This is a genomic window from Hyalangium gracile, from assembly GCF_020103725.1.
Classification (GTDB): domain Bacteria; phylum Myxococcota; class Myxococcia; order Myxococcales; family Myxococcaceae; genus Hyalangium; species Hyalangium gracile.
Genome location: NZ_JAHXBG010000019.1, coordinates 191,149 through 208,641, shown reverse-complemented (window position 1 = coordinate 208,641; position 17,493 = coordinate 191,149). Strand labels below are relative to the sequence as shown.

11 protein-coding genes are annotated in these 17,493 nt (G+C 70.7%); 6 read left to right on the top strand and 5 right to left on the bottom strand.

The window, feature by feature from the left end; translation table 11 throughout:
• Positions 1–25: 25 nt before the first annotated feature.
• The 5 genes from KY572_RS32600 to KY572_RS32580 form a co-directional block, all read right to left on the bottom strand.
• Positions 26–814 (bottom strand): WecB/TagA/CpsF family glycosyltransferase, encoded by a 789-nt coding sequence (locus KY572_RS32600; RefSeq protein ID WP_224247554.1) that lies wholly within the window; start codon positions 812–814, stop codon positions 26–28.
• Positions 811–1,287, bottom strand: a complete 477-nt coding sequence (locus tag KY572_RS32595) for a GNAT family N-acetyltransferase (RefSeq protein WP_224247553.1) — start codon at positions 1,285–1,287, stop codon at positions 811–813. The genes KY572_RS32600 and KY572_RS32595 overlap by 4 nt, the downstream gene beginning before the upstream one ends.
• A complete protein-coding gene (locus tag KY572_RS32590; RefSeq protein ID WP_224247552.1) occupies positions 1,287–1,814 on the bottom strand; it encodes an NUDIX hydrolase in 528 nt (175 codons plus the stop codon). Before KY572_RS32590 ends, KY572_RS32595 begins: the two co-directional genes overlap by 1 nt.
• Entirely contained in the window at positions 1,815–4,688 is a 2,874-nt protein-coding gene (locus KY572_RS32585; RefSeq protein WP_224247551.1) for a TonB-dependent receptor domain-containing protein, read from the bottom strand.
• Positions 4,689–4,794: 106 nt separating this feature from the next.
• Positions 4,795–5,241 carry an HIT family protein gene (locus tag KY572_RS32580; RefSeq protein WP_224247550.1) on the bottom strand — a complete coding sequence of 149 codons (447 nt, stop codon included), beginning with the start codon at positions 5,239–5,241 and terminating at the stop codon, positions 4,795–4,797.
• 184 nt (positions 5,242–5,425) lie between these two features.
• On the opposite strand from KY572_RS32580, the gene KY572_RS32575 reads away from it, so the two are divergent.
• From KY572_RS32575 to KY572_RS32550, 6 genes are all read left to right on the top strand, one after another.
• Positions 5,426–7,084, top strand: coding sequence for a carboxypeptidase-like regulatory domain-containing protein (locus tag KY572_RS32575; protein ID WP_224247549.1), 1,659 nt, complete (start codon positions 5,426–5,428; stop codon positions 7,082–7,084).
• A 197-nt stretch (positions 7,085–7,281) separates the two neighbouring features.
• On the top strand, positions 7,282–7,737 hold the full coding sequence (locus KY572_RS32570) for a response regulator (protein ID WP_224247548.1): 456 nt from the start codon (positions 7,282–7,284) through the stop codon (positions 7,735–7,737).
• Between the two features lie 66 nt (positions 7,738–7,803).
• The gene (locus tag KY572_RS32565) at positions 7,804–11,610 is read left to right on the top strand and encodes an nSTAND1 domain-containing NTPase (RefSeq protein ID WP_224247547.1); all 3,807 of its coding nucleotides are present in this window, start codon (positions 7,804–7,806) and stop codon (positions 11,608–11,610) included.
• A 201-nt stretch (positions 11,611–11,811) separates the two neighbouring features.
• A complete protein-coding gene (locus KY572_RS32560) occupies positions 11,812–12,759 on the top strand; it encodes an ADYC domain-containing protein (protein ID WP_224247546.1) in 948 nt (315 codons plus the stop codon).
• 378 nt (positions 12,760–13,137) lie between these two features.
• On the top strand, positions 13,138–14,256 hold the full coding sequence (locus KY572_RS32555; protein ID WP_224247545.1) for an efflux RND transporter periplasmic adaptor subunit: 1,119 nt from the start codon (positions 13,138–13,140) through the stop codon (positions 14,254–14,256).
• Positions 14,257–14,299: 43 nt separating this feature from the next.
• On the top strand, positions 14,300–17,491 hold the full coding sequence (locus tag KY572_RS32550) for an efflux RND transporter permease subunit (RefSeq protein ID WP_224247544.1): 3,192 nt from the start codon (positions 14,300–14,302) through the stop codon (positions 17,489–17,491).
• Positions 17,492–17,493: the final 2 nt, after the last annotated feature.

Below are 17,493 nucleotides of genomic sequence, written 5' to 3'. Positions count from 1 at the left end.
TTTACCGCGCGCCACAAGGGGGGGGTCACCGGGACTGCTCACCACTCTCGGATACCTGGCGACCGACCAGGCGCGTCACGGCCACGTGGGAGAAGAAGACGGGGATACCCAACAAATAGCGTCGGGCAAGGCGTTTGGGCTCCAAGTACAGGCGATACATCCACTCCAGGCCCGTGTTTCGCATCAGCTCGGGGGCGCGGGTGACCTTGCCTCCCAGGAAGTCGAGGATGGCGCCCCCGTTGACGATGAGGCAGGGGTGGGACAGCCGCTCACGCAGCCGGACAGCGATGTCCTCCTGCTTGGGCATGCCCATGGCGAGGAGGATGAGCTCCGGCTTCGTCTCGGCGGCCAGCTCCAGGTACGTCTCGGGTGGGGAGAAGCCGTCATGGCAGGCCACCACCACCAGGCCGTCGGCCTCCAGTCTCTGCCGCGCCGTGTCGAGCCAGGGCGACTGCGTGCCGAACAGGGCGGCGCGACGACCTTTGTAGGCACGGGCAATCCGGGGGATGAAGTCCGTGCCGTTCATGTTCAGGCCGTGCGGCCGGCCGAAGGCCTTCAGCCCCAGCTTCACGCCGATGCCGTCGCGCAGCAGCAGGTCCGAGCGCAGCAGGCTCTGCACCATGCCGGGGGTGTTCCACCCCAGGTTGGCCGCGTGCGCGTTGACGAACGAGACGATGTACGGCCGCGACGGGTGCTGGAGCTCCTCGAGCAGGGCGTCATGGGCCTGCTGGTCCTCGATGCAACGGATGCGCTGGTGCAGCTCGAGGAAGTCCTGCGTGCGTGCGGCCAGCTTTCGCTCTGCGGTCCCCGTCATGCCTCCTGGCTCCTCCGCCCCGGGAGGATAGATGAGGCGAGCGACTTGCGCATGTGGCGATGGGGAATGTTCACTTCCGTGAAGGGCTCGCCGTACACCTCGTAGCCCAGGCGCTCGTAGAAGGGGACGACGTTGGCCCGGGCATGGAGGTGCACGTGCGTGAAGCCGCGCCGCCGCAGCTCCTCCTCCAGGGCGATGACGAGGCGCGCACCCAGCCCCCGGCCCTGGAGCGGGGGGCTGACGGCCATCTGGAAGAGGCGGCCCCCGTGGGCGTCCTCGGGATTGAACAGGACGCAGCCGAGCACCGTGGCGCCCTGGCGCAGGACGAGGTGGAGGCTCTGGGCCTCGAAGGGGAAGGTGACGGCGGAGCGGGGAAAGCCCAGCGGCTCGCGCAGCACGCGGTAGCGCAGCTCCAGCTCCTCCGGGTAGAGGGTGTGCCCGGGTTGGATGAAGAGCAGCTCGGTGTCGTCCATCAGCAGTCCTGGGAGGTGGGGCTGGCGCGACGCCGCGCGGCATCGGTGAGGTAGGCGCGCACCGTGGGAGTCAGCGGGAGCTGGAGGGCGGAGTCCACGTCGATGAAGCCGGCCCACACCACCTCGCGGCGATCGATGGTGAGCGCGGGCTCGGCGTCCACGTCCCGCTCCATGAAGAAGACGTGGTCGCGCTTGAACTCGCCCAGGTCCACCACATCGAAGGCGGGGCGCAGCTGCGAGGCGCTCCAGGTGAGGCCCACCTCCTCGCGCAGCTCGCGCAGGGCCGTCTGGACGTGGGACTCGCCGGGGTGGGCGCCTCCTCCCGGCATGCTGAAGAAGCGCTTGTAGGAGTTCTGCAGGAGCAGCACGCGCCGGCCGTGCCACACGCCGACGAGGACGCCTTCGGCGGAGGGGCGGCGCACGAACCAGTACGCCATGGCCAGCGAGTAGGCGCCACGGTACGCCACGCGCACCAGGGCATCGGTCACCTGGCGTGCCGCCTCCCGAGCCTCCGTCAGGGTCCCCATTCAGTAGGTCCCCGTGAGCTGGAGGGTGAAGGTGCGGCCGTACTGGGGGACGGGCATCGCGGACGTCTCCGAGTTCACGGGCAGCTGGTACTGCTCGTCCAGCAGGTTCTGCACGCCCGCGAAGTAGCGGAAGCGGGAGAACTCGCCGGACAGGCCCACGCCCAGCAGCACCGCCTCGCCGACCTCCGGGGCGTCCGCGCCGCTGTTGCGGGCGCTCTGGTAGGTGGCCTGCGCGGCCAGCCGCACCTCGCCGGTACCCAGCGGCAGCAGCAGCCGCCCGGAGACGATGTGGTTGGGCTTGGCGTGCTGCACCTCGTCCAGGACGTGCAGCAGGCTGACGTAGGAGTAGCTCAGGTCCACCAGCAGGAAGCGGCCGGGCTGCCAGTGCACGCCGGCCTCGGCGCCCCACGCGAGCGTCTCGGTGCCGCTGTTCTGGAAGATGAAGCACTGGGCCGTGCCCACCGGGTCGCCGCACCGGGGCACCGGCAGCTCGTCGGTCGCCAGCGTCACGAGGTTGGAGATGCGGTTGTGGTAGCCCGCCACGGTGAGGCGCAGCTCGTCCGTCAGGTCGTGCGAGTGCTCCAGCTCGAAGGTGGTGATGGTCTCCGGGCCCAGCTCCTCGGCGGGCCGCTGGGTGACCAGGAAGTCCTCGTAGAAGAGCTCGTAGACGTTGGGGGCGCGGAAGGCCCGGCCGGCGACCAGCTTGGTGAGCCCCCGGGTGTACGGGCGCCCGATGAGGGCCACGCGCGGCGTGATGGGCAGGGCGTCCAGGTCCAGGTACTTGTCCACGCGCAGGCCCGCGGACAGGCTCAGCCGAGGGTGCAGGCGCCACTCGTCCATCAGGTAGAGGGACAGCAGGGTGCGTGTCTTGGTGGGCAGCGGTATGCCGCCGCCCGGGCCGTACGTCTCCTGCTCCACGCGGATCTGCCCCTGGCCCTCCAGGCCCACGGTGAGGTGGTTGCCGTCGAACAGGCCCAGCCGCACGCGGGCCTCGGCGGAGAGCCAGTCGGCGCGGCCCCCTTCGGTCTCCCGGATGAGGCCGTCGCCGTCCTCGTCGTTGTACATGCGGTCGCCGCGATAGCGGCTCATGTCGAAGGAGCCTCGCAGGGACAGGTTGATGGTGTCGCTCAGGGGCCGCTCGTAGCGCGCCTCGAGGAAGCCGCGCGTGTCCAGCGACTGGGTGCCCTTGGCGCCGATGACGCTGCCGAAGGGGCCGGTGGGGATCTCCTTCACCCGGCTGTTGAGGCGGCCCATGAGCGTGAGGTGGTTGAAGCGCGCGTACACCGAGCCGCTGAGGGCGCGCTCGCCGTCCAGCCCCGCCACGCGCGTGCTGGGGTCCAACAGCGTCGTCTCGGCACCGGTGGCGCGCATCAGCGCGGCGGACGCCAGCACGGAGCGGTCCAACCCGTCCTCCCAGCCGGCCGAGGCATGCAGGCCCACCGTCCCCAGCGCACCCACCGCGCCCGTCACCTCCACGTGGCGCTCGGTGCCCAGCGACTCGCGGGGCACCACGTTGATGACGGCGAAGAAGGCGCCGGTGCCGTACAGCGCGCTGCCGGGGCCGCGGACGACCTCGATGCGCTCCACCTCCTCCAGGTCCACCGACAAGTCATGCGCCGCGTAGCCCTGGCCGGCCCACACGTCGTTCATCGCGTGGCCGTCCCAGAGGATGAGGATGCGGGTGTTCAAGTCTCCGGGCGGGGAGAAGCCGCGCACGCCCACGTACGTATAGGTGCGGTCGTTGGAGAGGAAGAAGCCGCGCACGCCGGCGAGGGCCTCGGCGAGGTTGCGCCAGCCGAAGGAGCGCAGCTCCTCCTGGGTGAGCACGGTGGTGGAGGCGGGGGCCTCGTCCACGGACGTCAGCCCCTTGGAGGCGGCGCGCACGGGCGGGGGCGCATAGCGCAGCTCGGCGTGGACCTTGAGCTCCTGCTCGGCCACCACCTGCACCTCCTGGCGCAGGGGGCGCACCTCGAGGCTCTCCACCTCGAGGATGTGCTCGCCCTCGGGCAGGGTGACGACGGTGGGGGTGAAGCCGGCGGGCTTGCCGTCCACGCGCACGGTGGCGTTCTCGCGGTTGGCGGTGACGACGAGGCGTCCGGTGGGCCGTGCCTGGGTCCCCAGCGCCACGGGCACCTTCACCACGCCATCTGCGGGCACCTCCACGACGAGCTGAGCGGGGGCGTGGCCGGGAGCGCGGACGTACAGCACGTGCTGGCCGGGCGGCAGGTCCAGCTTTCCGGGCAGCTGGGCGAGCGCGGCGCCGTCGGGGGCGGTGCGCACCTCGGCGCCCGCGGGAGTGCCGGTGAGCTCCACGGTGCCGGTGATGAGGGCCAGCTCGAACTCCTGCGAGACGGAGCGGCCGCGAGAGACGACGACGGAGGCCTCGGCGGGGCGGTAGCCCTCCTTCCTCACCATCACCTTGTGGCGGCCGGGGGACAGCGCGAGCGTCTGCGGCGAGCGCCCGCGGCTGCCCAGGTCCGTGCGGTCGATGTAGACCTCGGCGCCCTCGGGGGTGGTGGCCACGCGCACGAGGGCCACCTTGGGGCGGAGCCGCTCCAGCGCGCGGCGGACCTCGGCGGCGTCGTCGTCCGGGAGGGGCTCTCCGGCGAGCAGGTCGTTGTAGTAGCGGTAGGCCTCGTTGAAGCGGTTCTGCGCCTCGTAGCAGCGGGCGATGTTGAAGAGGACGTTGCGGTTGGGGACCAGGCGGTAGCTGGTGAAGTAGGAGCGCAGCGCCTCGTTGTAGTTGCCCTTCGAGTAGGCCTCGTTGCCGAGCTCGAAGGCGACGTCCGCCTCGTCCGCGGTGTTGTTGGCCCGCGCCAGCCAGGGCACGAGCAGCAGGGACAGGGCGAGCAGGACAGGGCGAAGCGAGGACATGGGAGCGCCGGCATTCTCCCTACCCGGAGGGACGAGGTCCACGGGGCGACCCTGGAAATCCACCCCGCCCAGGGCAGGCAGGCGGGCAGGGGAGGCTCGGGAGCGCTCAGGGCCCGGTGGCCAGCGCGGCGGCGAGGCGCTTCGCCGCGGCCTCCAGCTCCTCGGGGGAGCGGTGCTCGGCCGAGGGGGCATCGAAGACGGCGCGGCCCCACAGGCGCTGGGGCGTGTCCGGGAAGCGAGGCACGAGGTGGAGGTGGAAGTGGCGGAGCACGTCGCCGATGGCGAAGGCGTAGGCGTGCTCGGCGCCGAGCACCTCGCGCTGGGCGCGCATCACCCGGGCGGCGAAGGCGCCCAGCTCCCGGGACTCGGCCTCGTCCAGCTCATAGAGGGCGCGGAGGTGGCGCTCGCTGGAGATGACCACCCAGCCCGGCACGGGGCTGGGAGCGGCGACGCCGTGGAGCACCAGCCCGGGAGCACGGGCGATGATGCCGCCGGGGGGGCGCGTGGCTCCCCGGACGATGGCGCAGCCGAGGCATGGGTCGTTCACGTCCATAAGGGAAAACCGTATCAAGACGGGGGCTGCGGGCGGAGGGCATGGCCTTCCGGGCTGCTCCCAGGGACGTGATGGGTTGATCCGGCTGTCACCACCTTGACGTCCCGGGCCTGAGTCGGAGAGTGTGCCCCCGCCGCCAGTGTCGCGGCGCTGACTCTTCAGAAAAACTTTAAAGGTGGGGACGATGAAGAAGCTGGTGATGGCCCTCGTGTCGGCCATGGTGATCGGCTGCGGTGACCCGGAGGACGCGAACGGGGATGGCATCGCGGACGGGGTGCAGGAGCCCAACAACGTCTCGGTGGTGGTGCCCGCGACTCCGAAGGGGACGATCTCCGGCCAGGTGCTGACGACCCAGCAGAAGCCTCTGCCGGGGGCCGCCGTGACGCTGACCATCGGCAGCGCGGCCCCGAAGACGGTCACCGCGGATGACAGCGGTAACTTCGCGTTCACGGACGTGCCGGCGGGTGCGCAGGTGCTGCTGACCTTCGCCAAGGAGGGCTTCGCGTCGCTTCGCGCCTCCTCCATCATTCCGAACTCGGCGGGCAACGTCCCCATCAACAACGGCAACGCGAGCTTTGGCCCGGTGCTGCTGAGCGAGCTCAATGGCCAGGTGAAGGTCCTCCTCGTGGGCCCCACGGGTCGTCCCGCCGAGGGCGCTCGGGCGACCCTCGAGGTGGATCCCGCGGGTGTGGTCCTCTTCGGGCTCTCCGAGGAGACCTCCAGCAAGGTGGTGGTGGAGGCGGTGGCGGATGCTCAGGGCGTGCTGACCTTCGACCGGGTGCCGACGCCGATCGAGGCCCAGCGGCTCAATGGGGAGTACCGGCTCTCGGTGTCCCCGCTGGATGCCAACGGTGACGGCGTGTTCGAGACCGGCGGTCTGTACACCTATTACGATGCCCAGACGCTGCTCACGGGCGGCACCGTCAAGACGGAGAGCCTGCCCTACGGGTACGCGACCGCGGGAGCGCTCTCGGTCACCCACAGCAACGTCGGTTCTCTCAAGGGCACGACCAGTCCCATTCCTTCCTTCGCCCACCCGCTGTTCAACATGGTCAGGCCGGGTGAGAACATCTACATCGTCTTCAACCAGGCCGTGCAGGCCAACTCGGTCATCGTGGGCCTGACGGACGAGTACGGCTCGGTCTCCCAGGGCGTCACCAAGACGCTGAGCCAGGGGAACACGGTCCTCACCCTCACGCCGACGCAGGGAATCCAGGTCGGCAAGGAGTACAACCTCTATATCCGCGCGGTCGCGCTCAACGGTTCGGCCAATGGTGGCGGCTCGTACTCCAAGACGGTCCCCTTCTTTGGCGGTGATGCGGCGAGCCCGCCGAACATCTCCATCGAGAGCATCCGGTTCCAGGACAGGCCGCCGAGCAGCCCCGCGAACGTCAACGGACGGTTGGATCCGGGCGAGACGGTGTATGTCGTCTTCAACCAGGCGATGGGCCGCTATGGGAGCGAGAGCGCCCACGTCCTCTTCGATGCTGACATCAATAGCAGCGGGGTTGTTGGCGACGTCGGTGGAGAGGTGGGCAACAAGGATGGGACTGGCTTCCTGCTGACCGCGAGTGAGCCGCTGGCTCCGATCCAGACCAAGACGCCCGCGGACAAGCCGGTCTTCACCATCTACAGCTCGGGTTACACCACGCGGTACAGCTTCACCTATACGGGGACCCAGCCCCTGAGCCCGGCGTCGGCTCAGATTTCGCTGAAGGTCACGTTCGCGAACATCACCGAGCCTGCGACGAGCGGTTACGCGAGCATCTGGGGAGTGCCTCAGACGGTGGAGCTGACCGGGAACATCCTCCCCACGAGCAACATCCCGCCTCCGGCCCCGTAAGCCGCGTCGAACCCGGGCTGAACCCAGCCCTGCCGCCCCCTGGGAGCCTGGCTCCTTGGGGGCGGTGTCGTTTTCCGGACAGACCTACAGCGCGGCGGTGCACTCCCAATCTCCGGGGGGGACCGGGCACTCGGGCCGGACCGTGTATAGAATGATCCCCGCCCGTTTTTCCCTGTTCGCTGGAGAGCCCCCGCGCCATGAGCCAGTCGGCCACGAAAGCCCTTCCCCCTGTCGATGAGGGTGCAAGCGCTGAGCCCTCATCCTCCAAGAAGCGCGTTCTCGTCGTAGACGACTTCGACGACGCCCGGGAGATGTACGCCGAATACCTCGAGTTCGCGGGCTTCCAGGTCGAGACAGCTCGCAATGGCCAGGAAGCCGTCGAGAAGGCCCAGGAGGCCTCTCCCGACATCATCCTCATGGACCTGTCCCTGCCCGTCATGGACGGCTGGGAGGCCACCCGCCTCATCAAAGGCGACAATCGCACCCGCGACATCCCCGTGATGGCCCTCAGCGGCCACGTCCTCGCAGGCAGCGAGAACCATGCCAAGGAGGCCGGCGCCGACGAGTTCGTGGCCAAGCCCTGTCTGCCACAGGACCTGGAGAACAAGATCCGCAACATGCTCAAGCCCAGCAAGCCGAAGGACAAGCGCTAGCTTCCTTGCATGCAATGGCTCCCGGGGCGGCTTGATTGCCGAGGTCCGGGCGCGTAGGCACCCATCGTGGCCTCTCCCGCCTCCCTCACGCCCCCCGATTCGTGGACTCCGCCCGAGGAGTTCGACGAGTACCGCCTCGTCCGGCTCATCGGCCGCGGGCGCACGGGGCGCGTGTACCTGGCCCACGACACCCTGCTCGAGCGCCCCGTCGCGGTGAAGTTCATCCCCGCGCTGGGCCAGAACGCCCTGGCCCGCTTCCTCGTGGAGGCCCGCGCCGCCGCCCGCATCCAGCACCCCAACGTCGTCACCCTCTACCGCGTGGGGCAGCTGGAGGATCAGCCGTACCTCATCTCCGAGTTCATCCGCGGCGTCAGCCTGGACCGGCTCGCCAAGCCCGTGCCCTCCGAGCGCGCCCTGTCCATCGGCAAGGACTTGGCGCGCGGCCTGAGCGCCGCCCACCGCCGCGGCGTGCTCCACCGCGACATCAAGCCCGGCAATGCCGTGCTCACCGAGAGCGGCGAGGTGAAGCTGCTCGACTTCGGCCTGGCCAAGCTGCTGGACCCCACGGCCTCCACCGAGGACGGCAAGCGCCCGCCCCGAGCCCCCCACCCACCCGAACTGCCCGCGGACCTGGATCCCGAGGCCAGCCCGGGCTTCGGCGCCCGCTCGCTGGACGGCGTCTTCCTGCCCTCGCTGCCGCGCGGCGCGCTGGTGGGCACGCCCTATTACATGTCGCCAGAGGCCTGGGCCGGCGAGGAGCTCACGGCGCGCAGTGACGTGTACTCGCTGGGCGTCGTCCTCTACGAGCTGTGCGCGGGCAAGGGCCCCTTCCGCGACGTGCCCTGGCGCGAGCTGTCCGACGCGGTGCGCTCCCGGGACGCCCGTCCCCTGGCCGAGGCCGCGCCCGGAATCGACGCGGGCCTCGCCGGTGTCATCGATCGCTGCCTGCGCCGCGAGCCCTCCGAGCGCTACGCCTCCGCCGCGGCGATGCTGGACGCGCTGGAGCAGCTCGGCCGGGATGACGGCGCCGCGGGTGCCATCCCCGAGGGCAACCCGTTCCGCGGCCTGCAGGCCTTCGAGGCCGAGCACCGCGCCCTCTTCTTCGGCCGCCGCCGCGAGCAGCGCGCCGTGCTGGAGCGCCTCAAGGGCGAGCCCTTCCTGCTCATCACCGGCGACTCGGGCGTGGGCAAGTCCTCGCTGTGTCTGGCCGGCGTCATCCCCCTCATCACCGAGGGCGCCCTCGAGGATGGGCGGCGCTGGCGGAGCGTGCGCCTGGTGCCTGGCCGCCGCCCGGTGGCCGCGCTCGCCGCCGCGCTGGCGCCCGTGCTGGAGATGGAGGAGGAGCCCCTGGCCGAGTTCCTCCACGCGGAGCCCGCGGGGCTGGCCCGGCGGCTGCGCGCGAAGCTCGGCGCCAAGGACGGGCTCATCCTCTACGTGGATCAGCTCGAGGAATTGGTGACGCTCTCCAGCCCCGAGGAGGCCACGCAGGCCGGCATCGCGCTGGGCGAGCTGGCCGAGGGCGTCACCGGCGTGCGGCTGCTCGCCACCGGCCGCAGCGACTTCCTCACCCGGCTGACGTCGGTGGCGGGGCTGGGCGCGGAAGTGCCGCGTGCGCTCTACCTGCTGCGCGCGCTGACGCCGGAGGAGATGCGCGAGGCCATCGTCGGCCCGGCGCGCGTGAAGGGCGTGCGCTTCGAGTCCGAGGCGCTGGTGGACACGCTGGTGGCCGCCACCGCCGCCACCGAGGGTGGACTGCCGCTGCTCCAGTTCGCCCTGGCCGAGCTGTGGGAGGCGCGCGACAAGGCCGCCGAGGTGATTACCCAGGCCGCGCTGGACGGGCTGGGCGGAGTGGCGGGCGCGCTCGCGCGGCACGCGGACGCCGCCGTGGACAGCCTGCTGCCGGATCAGCGCGTGGCCGCGCGCGGAGTGCTGCTGCGCCTCATCACCGCGGACGGCACGCGCGCGCGCAAGACGGACCGGGAGCTGGTGGGAGACGACCCTCGCTACCGCGCCGCGCTGGAGGCGCTGGTGCGCGCGCGCCTGCTGGTGGCTCGCGAGGCGGAGGAGGGCACCTCCTATGAAGTGGCCCACGAGGCGCTCGTCACCGGCTGGAAGACGCTGGCCCGCTGGCTGGTGGAGGCCGCCGAGCGCCGCGAGGTGCAGTCCCGCCTGGAGGCCGCCGCCGCGCACTGGGAGCGCCTGGGCCACACGCGAGACGTGCTCTGGGGCACCCGGCAGCTGGCCGAGACGGCGGTGTTGGATCCGGGCGAGCTGACGCGCCGCGAGCAGGACTTCCTCGAGGCCTCGCGCCGCACCGTGGTGCGCAGCCGCCGGGCGCGGCGGGCGCTGGCCGCGGGCTTCCTCGTGCTGCTGTCGCTCGTCTACGGCGGCGGGCGCCTGCGCGAGCGCTGGCAGCTGGATCAAGAGGTGAAGGAGCAGCTCACCCTGGCCACCGCGGAGTTCGGCATGGCGCGCCAGGACCATGAGGCGCTGAGCGCCGAGCGCGCCACCGCCTTTGGCCACTACGACTCCGGCCGCAAGGTGGAGGGAGACGCGGCGTGGGCTCGGGCCAAGGCCCAGCGCCCGCAGGTGCACCACCGCTTCGACCAGGTGGCGGAGTACATCGAGCGCGCGCTGTGGCTGGCCCCGGACCGGCACGAGGCGCGGACGCTGCTGGCCAGCTACCTCTATGAGCGGGCGCGCCTGTCCGAGGAGGAAGGGGAGCTGTCCCTGCTGCCGACGCTGCTGCAGCGCCTGCGCCTCTACGACGAGGACGGCAGCCACATGCGGAAGTGGAACGAGCCCGCGCACCTCACCGTGGAGCTCGGCGCGCCGGGCGCCCAGCTCGAGGTGCGCCCCGTCTCGTACGACGGCGAGGGCCGGCCCTCGGTGGGCGAGCCCCTGTCGGAGGTGACGGGCTCCTGGCGGGAAGGCCCGCTGCCGCCGGGCAGCTACTGGCTGCGGGCCAGCGCTCCCAACCACGAGCCGGCCGTGCTGCCCCTGCGGCTGACGCGCGGCGAGCAGCGCCGGGTGTCCCTGCCGCTGCTGCGTCAGGGCACGGTGCCGGAGGGCTTTGCCTACGTGCCTCCCGGGAAGATGCTCTTCGGCAGCGCCGCGGATGATCGCGTGCGCCGCTTCTTCAACGCCCTGCCCATCCACGAGGTGGAAGTGCCCGGCGTGCTCATCTCCCGCCACGAGACGACGTTCGCCGACTGGATTGCCTTCCTCGAGGCCCTGCCCCCGAAGGAGCGCGAGGCCCACATCCCCGCGGTGGGGCCCGTGTTCCACGGTCAGATGCGGCTGGAGCAGAAGAACGGCGTGTGGCACCTGCGCCTGCAGCCCAGCTCCGTGGCCTACGAGGCGCGGGCCGGGCAGAAGGTCCGCTACGCCAACCGGGACCGGCGCCAGGAGCAGGACTGGCTGAAGATGCCCGTCTCCGGCATCTCCTTCGAGAGCGCCAAGGCCTACGCCCGGTGGCTGGCGGACTCGGGCCGCGTGCCCGGCGCGCGGCTGTGCACCGAGCTGGAGTGGGAGCACGCCGCCCGAGGCGCTGACGGGCGCGAGTTCCCCCACGGCGATCGGCTCGGCCCGGATGACGCCAACATCGACGTCACCTATGGCAAGCAGCCGGGAGGCTTTGGCCCGGACGAGGTGGGCAGCCACCCCGCCTCGCGCAGCCCCTTCGCCGTGGACGACATGGCCGGCAACGTGTGGGAGTGGGCCTACTCGGCCACCGAGCCCGGCAAGCCCGTCGCCCGCGGCGGCAGCTACTACTTCGGGGACATCTCCGCGCACTCCACCAACCGGGAGCTGCCCGAGTCCAGCCTGCGCGATCAGACCCTCGGGATGCGCGTCTGTGCAGATTTGCCCTAGTAATACATTGAATTCCTGAAATTCTTTGGTGGCCCTGCTCGCATTCTGGCGAGTGGTGAACGAATCGGCCCTCGGAGTTGTCCAAACGGCCACATCAAGTGCCCATGACTGGACGCTGCGTCCGGGCAAGATCGCCCGCACGCCTTGTCCCTATGAGTACCGCTGCACACCGTCCCGCCGTGGTGAGGCCGGGAGGTTTCCATGGGTACGAAGCATGTGGCGGTGGCGGCTCTCATGAGCGCCTTGGTGGTGGGGTGTGGGACTTCGGATCAGGACTCGGCCTTCGAGCCTTCCGTGGGGACCACCGAAGCGGCGCTGGTGGTGGCCAATGGCTCGCAGCTCAACGGCAGCCAGCTCAACGGCAGCCAGCTCAACGGCCCGACGCTGAACCAGCGGTTGGTGTCGGTGAGCTATGCGGGCGCGAAGCGCACGGGCATGGGTCCGCTGGATGAGGTGTGGCTGGAGGGCTCCACCCTGCACGGCCTGCTGGATACCGACGAGCTGTCCGGCGTGGACTTCCAGGGGATGCAGTTCGTGGGGAACCTGGAGAACGGCGGCACGGTGACGCTGCGCGTCGACAGCGTGATTCCGGGCTCGGGCGCCCAGCAGGACGTGTGGAGCTACAAGGTCTCGTTCCAGGATCCGACGGACATGAAGTGGTACCCCATCTGCACCGGGGCGGACGGCTCGCCGGCCGGCGCCATCGCGCTGGAGAACCGCTGGGACTACCGCCAGGGCGTGAGCGGCGGCGGCTCGAAGATTCACGACGCCACGGCCTTCACCTTCGCCTGCGAGGGCGCGGCGATCGCCAAGTGCGTGCACTACGGCTACAAGCCCTGGCAGTCGGTGAACGGGGTGAGCCTGGAGGACTACCACCAGACGTGCACGCGGATGATCCGCGCGGACTTCTGCGGCAACGGCACCTCGTACACCCAGGATGGCAAGTGGGTGAACCTCTACGACTCGCTCAACGTCCAGACGGACACCGAGTCCTGGACCCCCGAGGCGGAGTGGAACGCGCAGGGCGCCAGCTGCTTCACCTCGCAGACGCGCGCCACGGCTCCCATCCAGTGCGCGGATGGCCGCCTGGTGACGAGCTGCGGCACGAGCTTCTCCGCGAACACGCTGCTGATCAGCGAGACGCCGTAGCTCCTGGCGCGCGGCTTCCAGCGCTGAAGTGAAGAGGCTCCCCTGCGCACGGCGCGTGTGCTCGGGAGCCCCTCCCTTTTCTCGCGACAGGAGGTGGCGGAGCGCCCCTGCGCGGGCTGCTGGGAGTGGAGGCTGCCGACCGCGAGGCGCGTGGGACCCGAGGGAGGGAGGGCTGTCTCCCGCCGGACGCGGTGCACGCTCGATCCGTCCACGTGCTGGCAAGCGCATGACGCACCGTGTGCGGATGGCTGGCACCTCACTATCTGAAGCCTGAGTCTTTACTGACCGCGAACAGGCCGGAGACAGGGGACATCGGCGATGCGACAGGTGCCGAACACGCACAGAGACACCTTCGGAGCGAGCAGGCGGGCATGCGGCGTGTGGGGCGTCCTGATCGCCGCCTGTCTGGTGGGCTGCAACGGGCAACGGGGTGAGGCGGCCCCCCCGGAGCCCGAGGCCACATCGGTGACGCTGGGCGCGGAGAACGTCGCGCGCGTGGAGCCGCGGGAGCTGCGGAGCGGGCCGGTCATCTCCGGCGCGCTGCGCGCACGGCAGGCGGCCACCCTGCGGGCCGAGGTGGCGGGCCCCGTACTGGAGGTGAAGATCGATCAGGGCCAGCCGGTGAAGCGCGGGCAGCTGCTGGCGCGGCTGGATGACGTGGCCTTGCAGGATCAGCTCTTCGCGGCGCGCTCGGCGGCCACCGTCGCGGAGAACGCGCTGCAGGTGGCCCTCGCGGAGGAGGAGCGCAACGAGAAGCTCGCCAAGGCGGGCGTCATCACCCAGCGGGACTTCGAGCGGGCGCAGCTCGCGCGGCACCAGGCCCAGGCGCAGCTCTCGGAGGCCCGGTCCCGGCTGGCGCTGATGCGCGAGCAGGTGGGCCGCACGCGCATCATCGCTCCCTTCGACGGCGTGGTGAGCGAGCGCCAGGCGAACGCGGGGGACGTGGTGCAGCCGGGCTCGCCGCTGCTCACCGTGGTGGACCCCACGAGCCTGGAGCTGGAGGCGTCGGTCCCCGCCGAGTACGCGGGGCGCGTCCAGACGGGGACGCCCGTCACCTTCCGCCTGCCCGGGCGCTCGGAGCAGACGTTCTCGGGTGAGATTGAGCGCATCAACCCGGCGGTGGACCCGGCCACCGGGCAGGTCCGCATCTACGTCACCATCCCCAACGTGGAGCAGACGCTGCTGGTCGGGCTGTTCGCGCAGGGGCGGGTGGCCTCCGAGTCCAAGGAGGCGCTGGCGCTGCCCGTGGGGGCGGTGGAGCTGCGCGGCGTGCAGCCCTCGGTGCTGCGCGTGCGCGACGGCAAGGTGGAGCGCGTCCCGGTGACGCTGGGGCTGCGCGACGAGGTGGCGCAGCAGGTCGAGGTGCGCTCCGGCGTCCAGGCGGGGGACGTGGTGCTGCTGGGCTCGGCGAGGGAGCTCGTCGAGGGCACCCGCGTGGAGGTGAGCCAGGCGTCCCGGCCCGCGGGACAAGGCCCCACCTCTCCCTCGCCTCGCTGAGGCTGCTGCTCCAACCCCTCACGCAGTCTTCCGAGGAGACGCCGTGTTCATCTCCGATTTCGCCATCAAGCGCCCCATCGTCACCGTCACCACCATGGTGGCGCTGGTCGTCTTCGGGCTCGTCGCGCTCGTCAACCTGCAGACGGACGAGTTCCCGGACGTCGAGCAGCCCGTCATCGGCGTCACCATCGTCTACCCGGGCGCCTCGCCGGACACGGTGGAGCGCGAGGTGGTGGAGCCCATCGAGGACGCCATCTTCAGCATCAGCGGGCTGGACGGCAGCAAGACGACCTCGTCCGCCACGGACGGGCTGGCCCAGTTCACCGTGTTCTTCGACTTCGAGAAGGACATCCAGGAGGCCTCGCAGGACATCCGGGATGCCATCTCCAGCAAGCGCGCGGACCTTCCGCAGGAGATGGAGGAGCCCATCCTCACGCGGTTCGATCCGGCGGACTTCCCCATCGTCTCGCTGACGCTGACGTCGGACACGCTGCCGGCCACGACGCTCTCGCGCATCGCGGACCCCATGGTGGTGAGCGAGCTGCGCGCGGTGCCGGGCGTGGCGCAGGCGACGGTGGTGGGCAGCATCGAGCGCGAGCTGACGGTGGAGCTGAAGCCGGCGGCGCTCCAGGCGGCGGGGCTGGGCGTGGCGGACGTGGTGCAGGCGCTCCAGGCGCAGAACCTGGCGGCGCCGGTGGGCCGCATCACCGGGCAGCTGGACGAGCAGACCATCCGGCTGAAGGGCCGGCTGGAGTCACCCGAGGACTTCGCCAACGTCGTCATCACCCAGCGCAACGGCCAGCCCATCCTGCTGGGACAGGTGGCCACGGCGCGGGACGGCACGGAAGAGCCGCGCACGATGGCGCTCTTCAACGGCAGCCAGGCGGTGGGCATCGACGTGCTGAAGGCCAAGGGCTACAGCACCACGGAGGTGAGTGACGCCCTGCGCGAGCGCGTGAAGGCGCTGCAGGAGCGGCTGCCCGAGGGCGCCCGGCTGGAGATGGTGGTGGACGCGGGCACGCGGGTGTCCGAGGCGGTGACGAACGTGCAGGAGGCGCTCTTCGAGGGCGCCATCCTCACGGTGCTGGTGGTGTTCCTCTTCCTGAACTCGTGGCGCTCGACGGTGATTACGGGCCTGGCGCTGCCGGTGAGCGTGCTGGCGGCGTTCATCAGCGTGTGGGTGTTCGGCTTCACGCTCAACACCATGTCGCTGCTGGGCCTGTCGCTGGCCATCGGCATCCTCATCGATGACGCCATCGTGGTGCGAGAGAACATCGTCCGGCACATCGAGATGGGGAAGGACCACTACGAGGCCTCGCGCGAGGGCACGAGCGAGATTGGCCTGGCGGTGGCGGCCACCACCTTCTCCATCGTGGCGGTGTTCGTGCCCATCGCCTTCATGTACGGAGTGGCGGGGCAGTGGTTCAAGCCGTTCGCGCTCACCATCGCGTGCGCGGTGCTGGTGTCGCTCTTCGTGAGCTTCTCGCTGGACCCGATGCTCTCGGCGTACTGGGCGGATCCGCAGGTGGAGAAGGGGGCGCGCAAGGGGCCCATCTCGCGGGTGCTCTCGCGCTTCAACCACTGGTTCGACCGGCAGGCGGACAACTACAAGCGCGTCATCGCCTGGGCGCTGGACCACCGGCTGGCCATGGTGCTGCTGGCGGTGGGCTCGCTCGTGGGCGCGCTGGTGCTGCAGGGCACGGTGGGCGGCGCGGGCTTCGTGCCGGTGAGCGACCGCGCCGAGATGGAGATCCTGGTGGAGACGCCCCCCAGCTCGAGCCTGGAGTACACGCGGCGCAAGGTGGAGGAGGTGTCCCGGGCGGTGCGCGAGCACCCGGAGGTCGCTTACACGTACGCCACCATCGGCACGGCGCTGCCGCTGCGCTCGCCGGGCGTGGACCAGGCGCTGGTGTACGTGAAGCTCACGCCGAAGACGGAGCGCGACCAGAGCCAGGAGGAACTGGGCCACGTGCTGCGTGGCGAGCTGGCGCGGCTGGGCGGCGCGCAGGTGTCCGTGTTCACCAGCGGCTTTGGCGGGGCGTTCAAGCAGATCCAGCTCGAGCTGCGCGGGACGGACACCCGGATGCTCAACCAGCTGGCCGAGCAGGTGGTGCGCGAGGTGAAGCAGGTGCCGGGCGCGGTGGACGTGGGCCTGTCCACGCGCGGGCAGAAGCCGGAGCTGGAGGTGGAGCTGCGGCGGGGGATCGCCGGGCAGCTCGGGGTGACGGTGGGGCAGGTGGCGCAGGCCCTGCGGCCGGCCTTCGCGGGGTTGGACTCGGGGGACTGGATCGATCCCACGGGCGAGACGCGTGACGTGATGGTGCGGCTGATGCCGGAGGCCCGCTCCAACCCGAGCGATCTGGCGCAGCTCCCGCTGGTCATCCCGGGAGGGCCGGGAGGAACTCCCGTGGTGGTGCCGCTGGGGCAGGTGGCGGAGATACGCCAGACGCTGGGGCCGGCGCAGATCAACCACCTCAACCGGGACAAGGTCATCAACATCCAGGCCAACGTGGAGGGGCGCTCGCTGTCGGAGGTGATGAGGGACATCCAGGCCCAGGTGCAGAACGTGCGGCTGCCGGCCGGCTACCAGCTCTCGGCGGGTGGCGAGGCCGCGGACCAGGCGGAGGTGTTCACCCGCGTCTTCACGGCGCTGATCATCGCCGTGCTGCTGATGTACCTCATCCTGGTGGTGCAGTTCGGCTCGTTCCTGGATCCGCTGGCGATCCTCATTTCCCTGCCGCTATCGCTGATCGGCGTGGTGCTGGCGCTGCTCGTCACCGGGGACACGCTGAACATCATGAGCCTCATCGGCGTCATCCTGCTGATGGGCATCGTGGCGAAGAACGCCATCCTGCTCATCGACTTCGCCAAGTGGTCTCACGAGCGGCGCGGGGTGCCGCTGCGGGAGGCGCTCATCGAGGCCGGCCGCATCCGCCTGCGGCCCATCATGATGACGACGCTCGCGCTGATCGCCGGCATGATTCCGGTGGCGCTGGGGCGGGGCGAGGGCGGTGACTTCCGTGCGCCGCTGGGCCGCGCGGTGATTGGCGGCGTCATCACCTCCACCCTGCTCACGCTGCTGGTGATTCCGACGGTGTATGAAATCCTCTCGAATGCCCGGAGCTGGATCCTCGGGAAGTTCAAGCGCTGGTTCGGAGGAGGCAAGGGGAAGCCTGTGCACACCGGCGGCGGGGGAGGAGAGCCGCGGCCGGTGCCCCAGGCTCCGCAGGAGTGAGG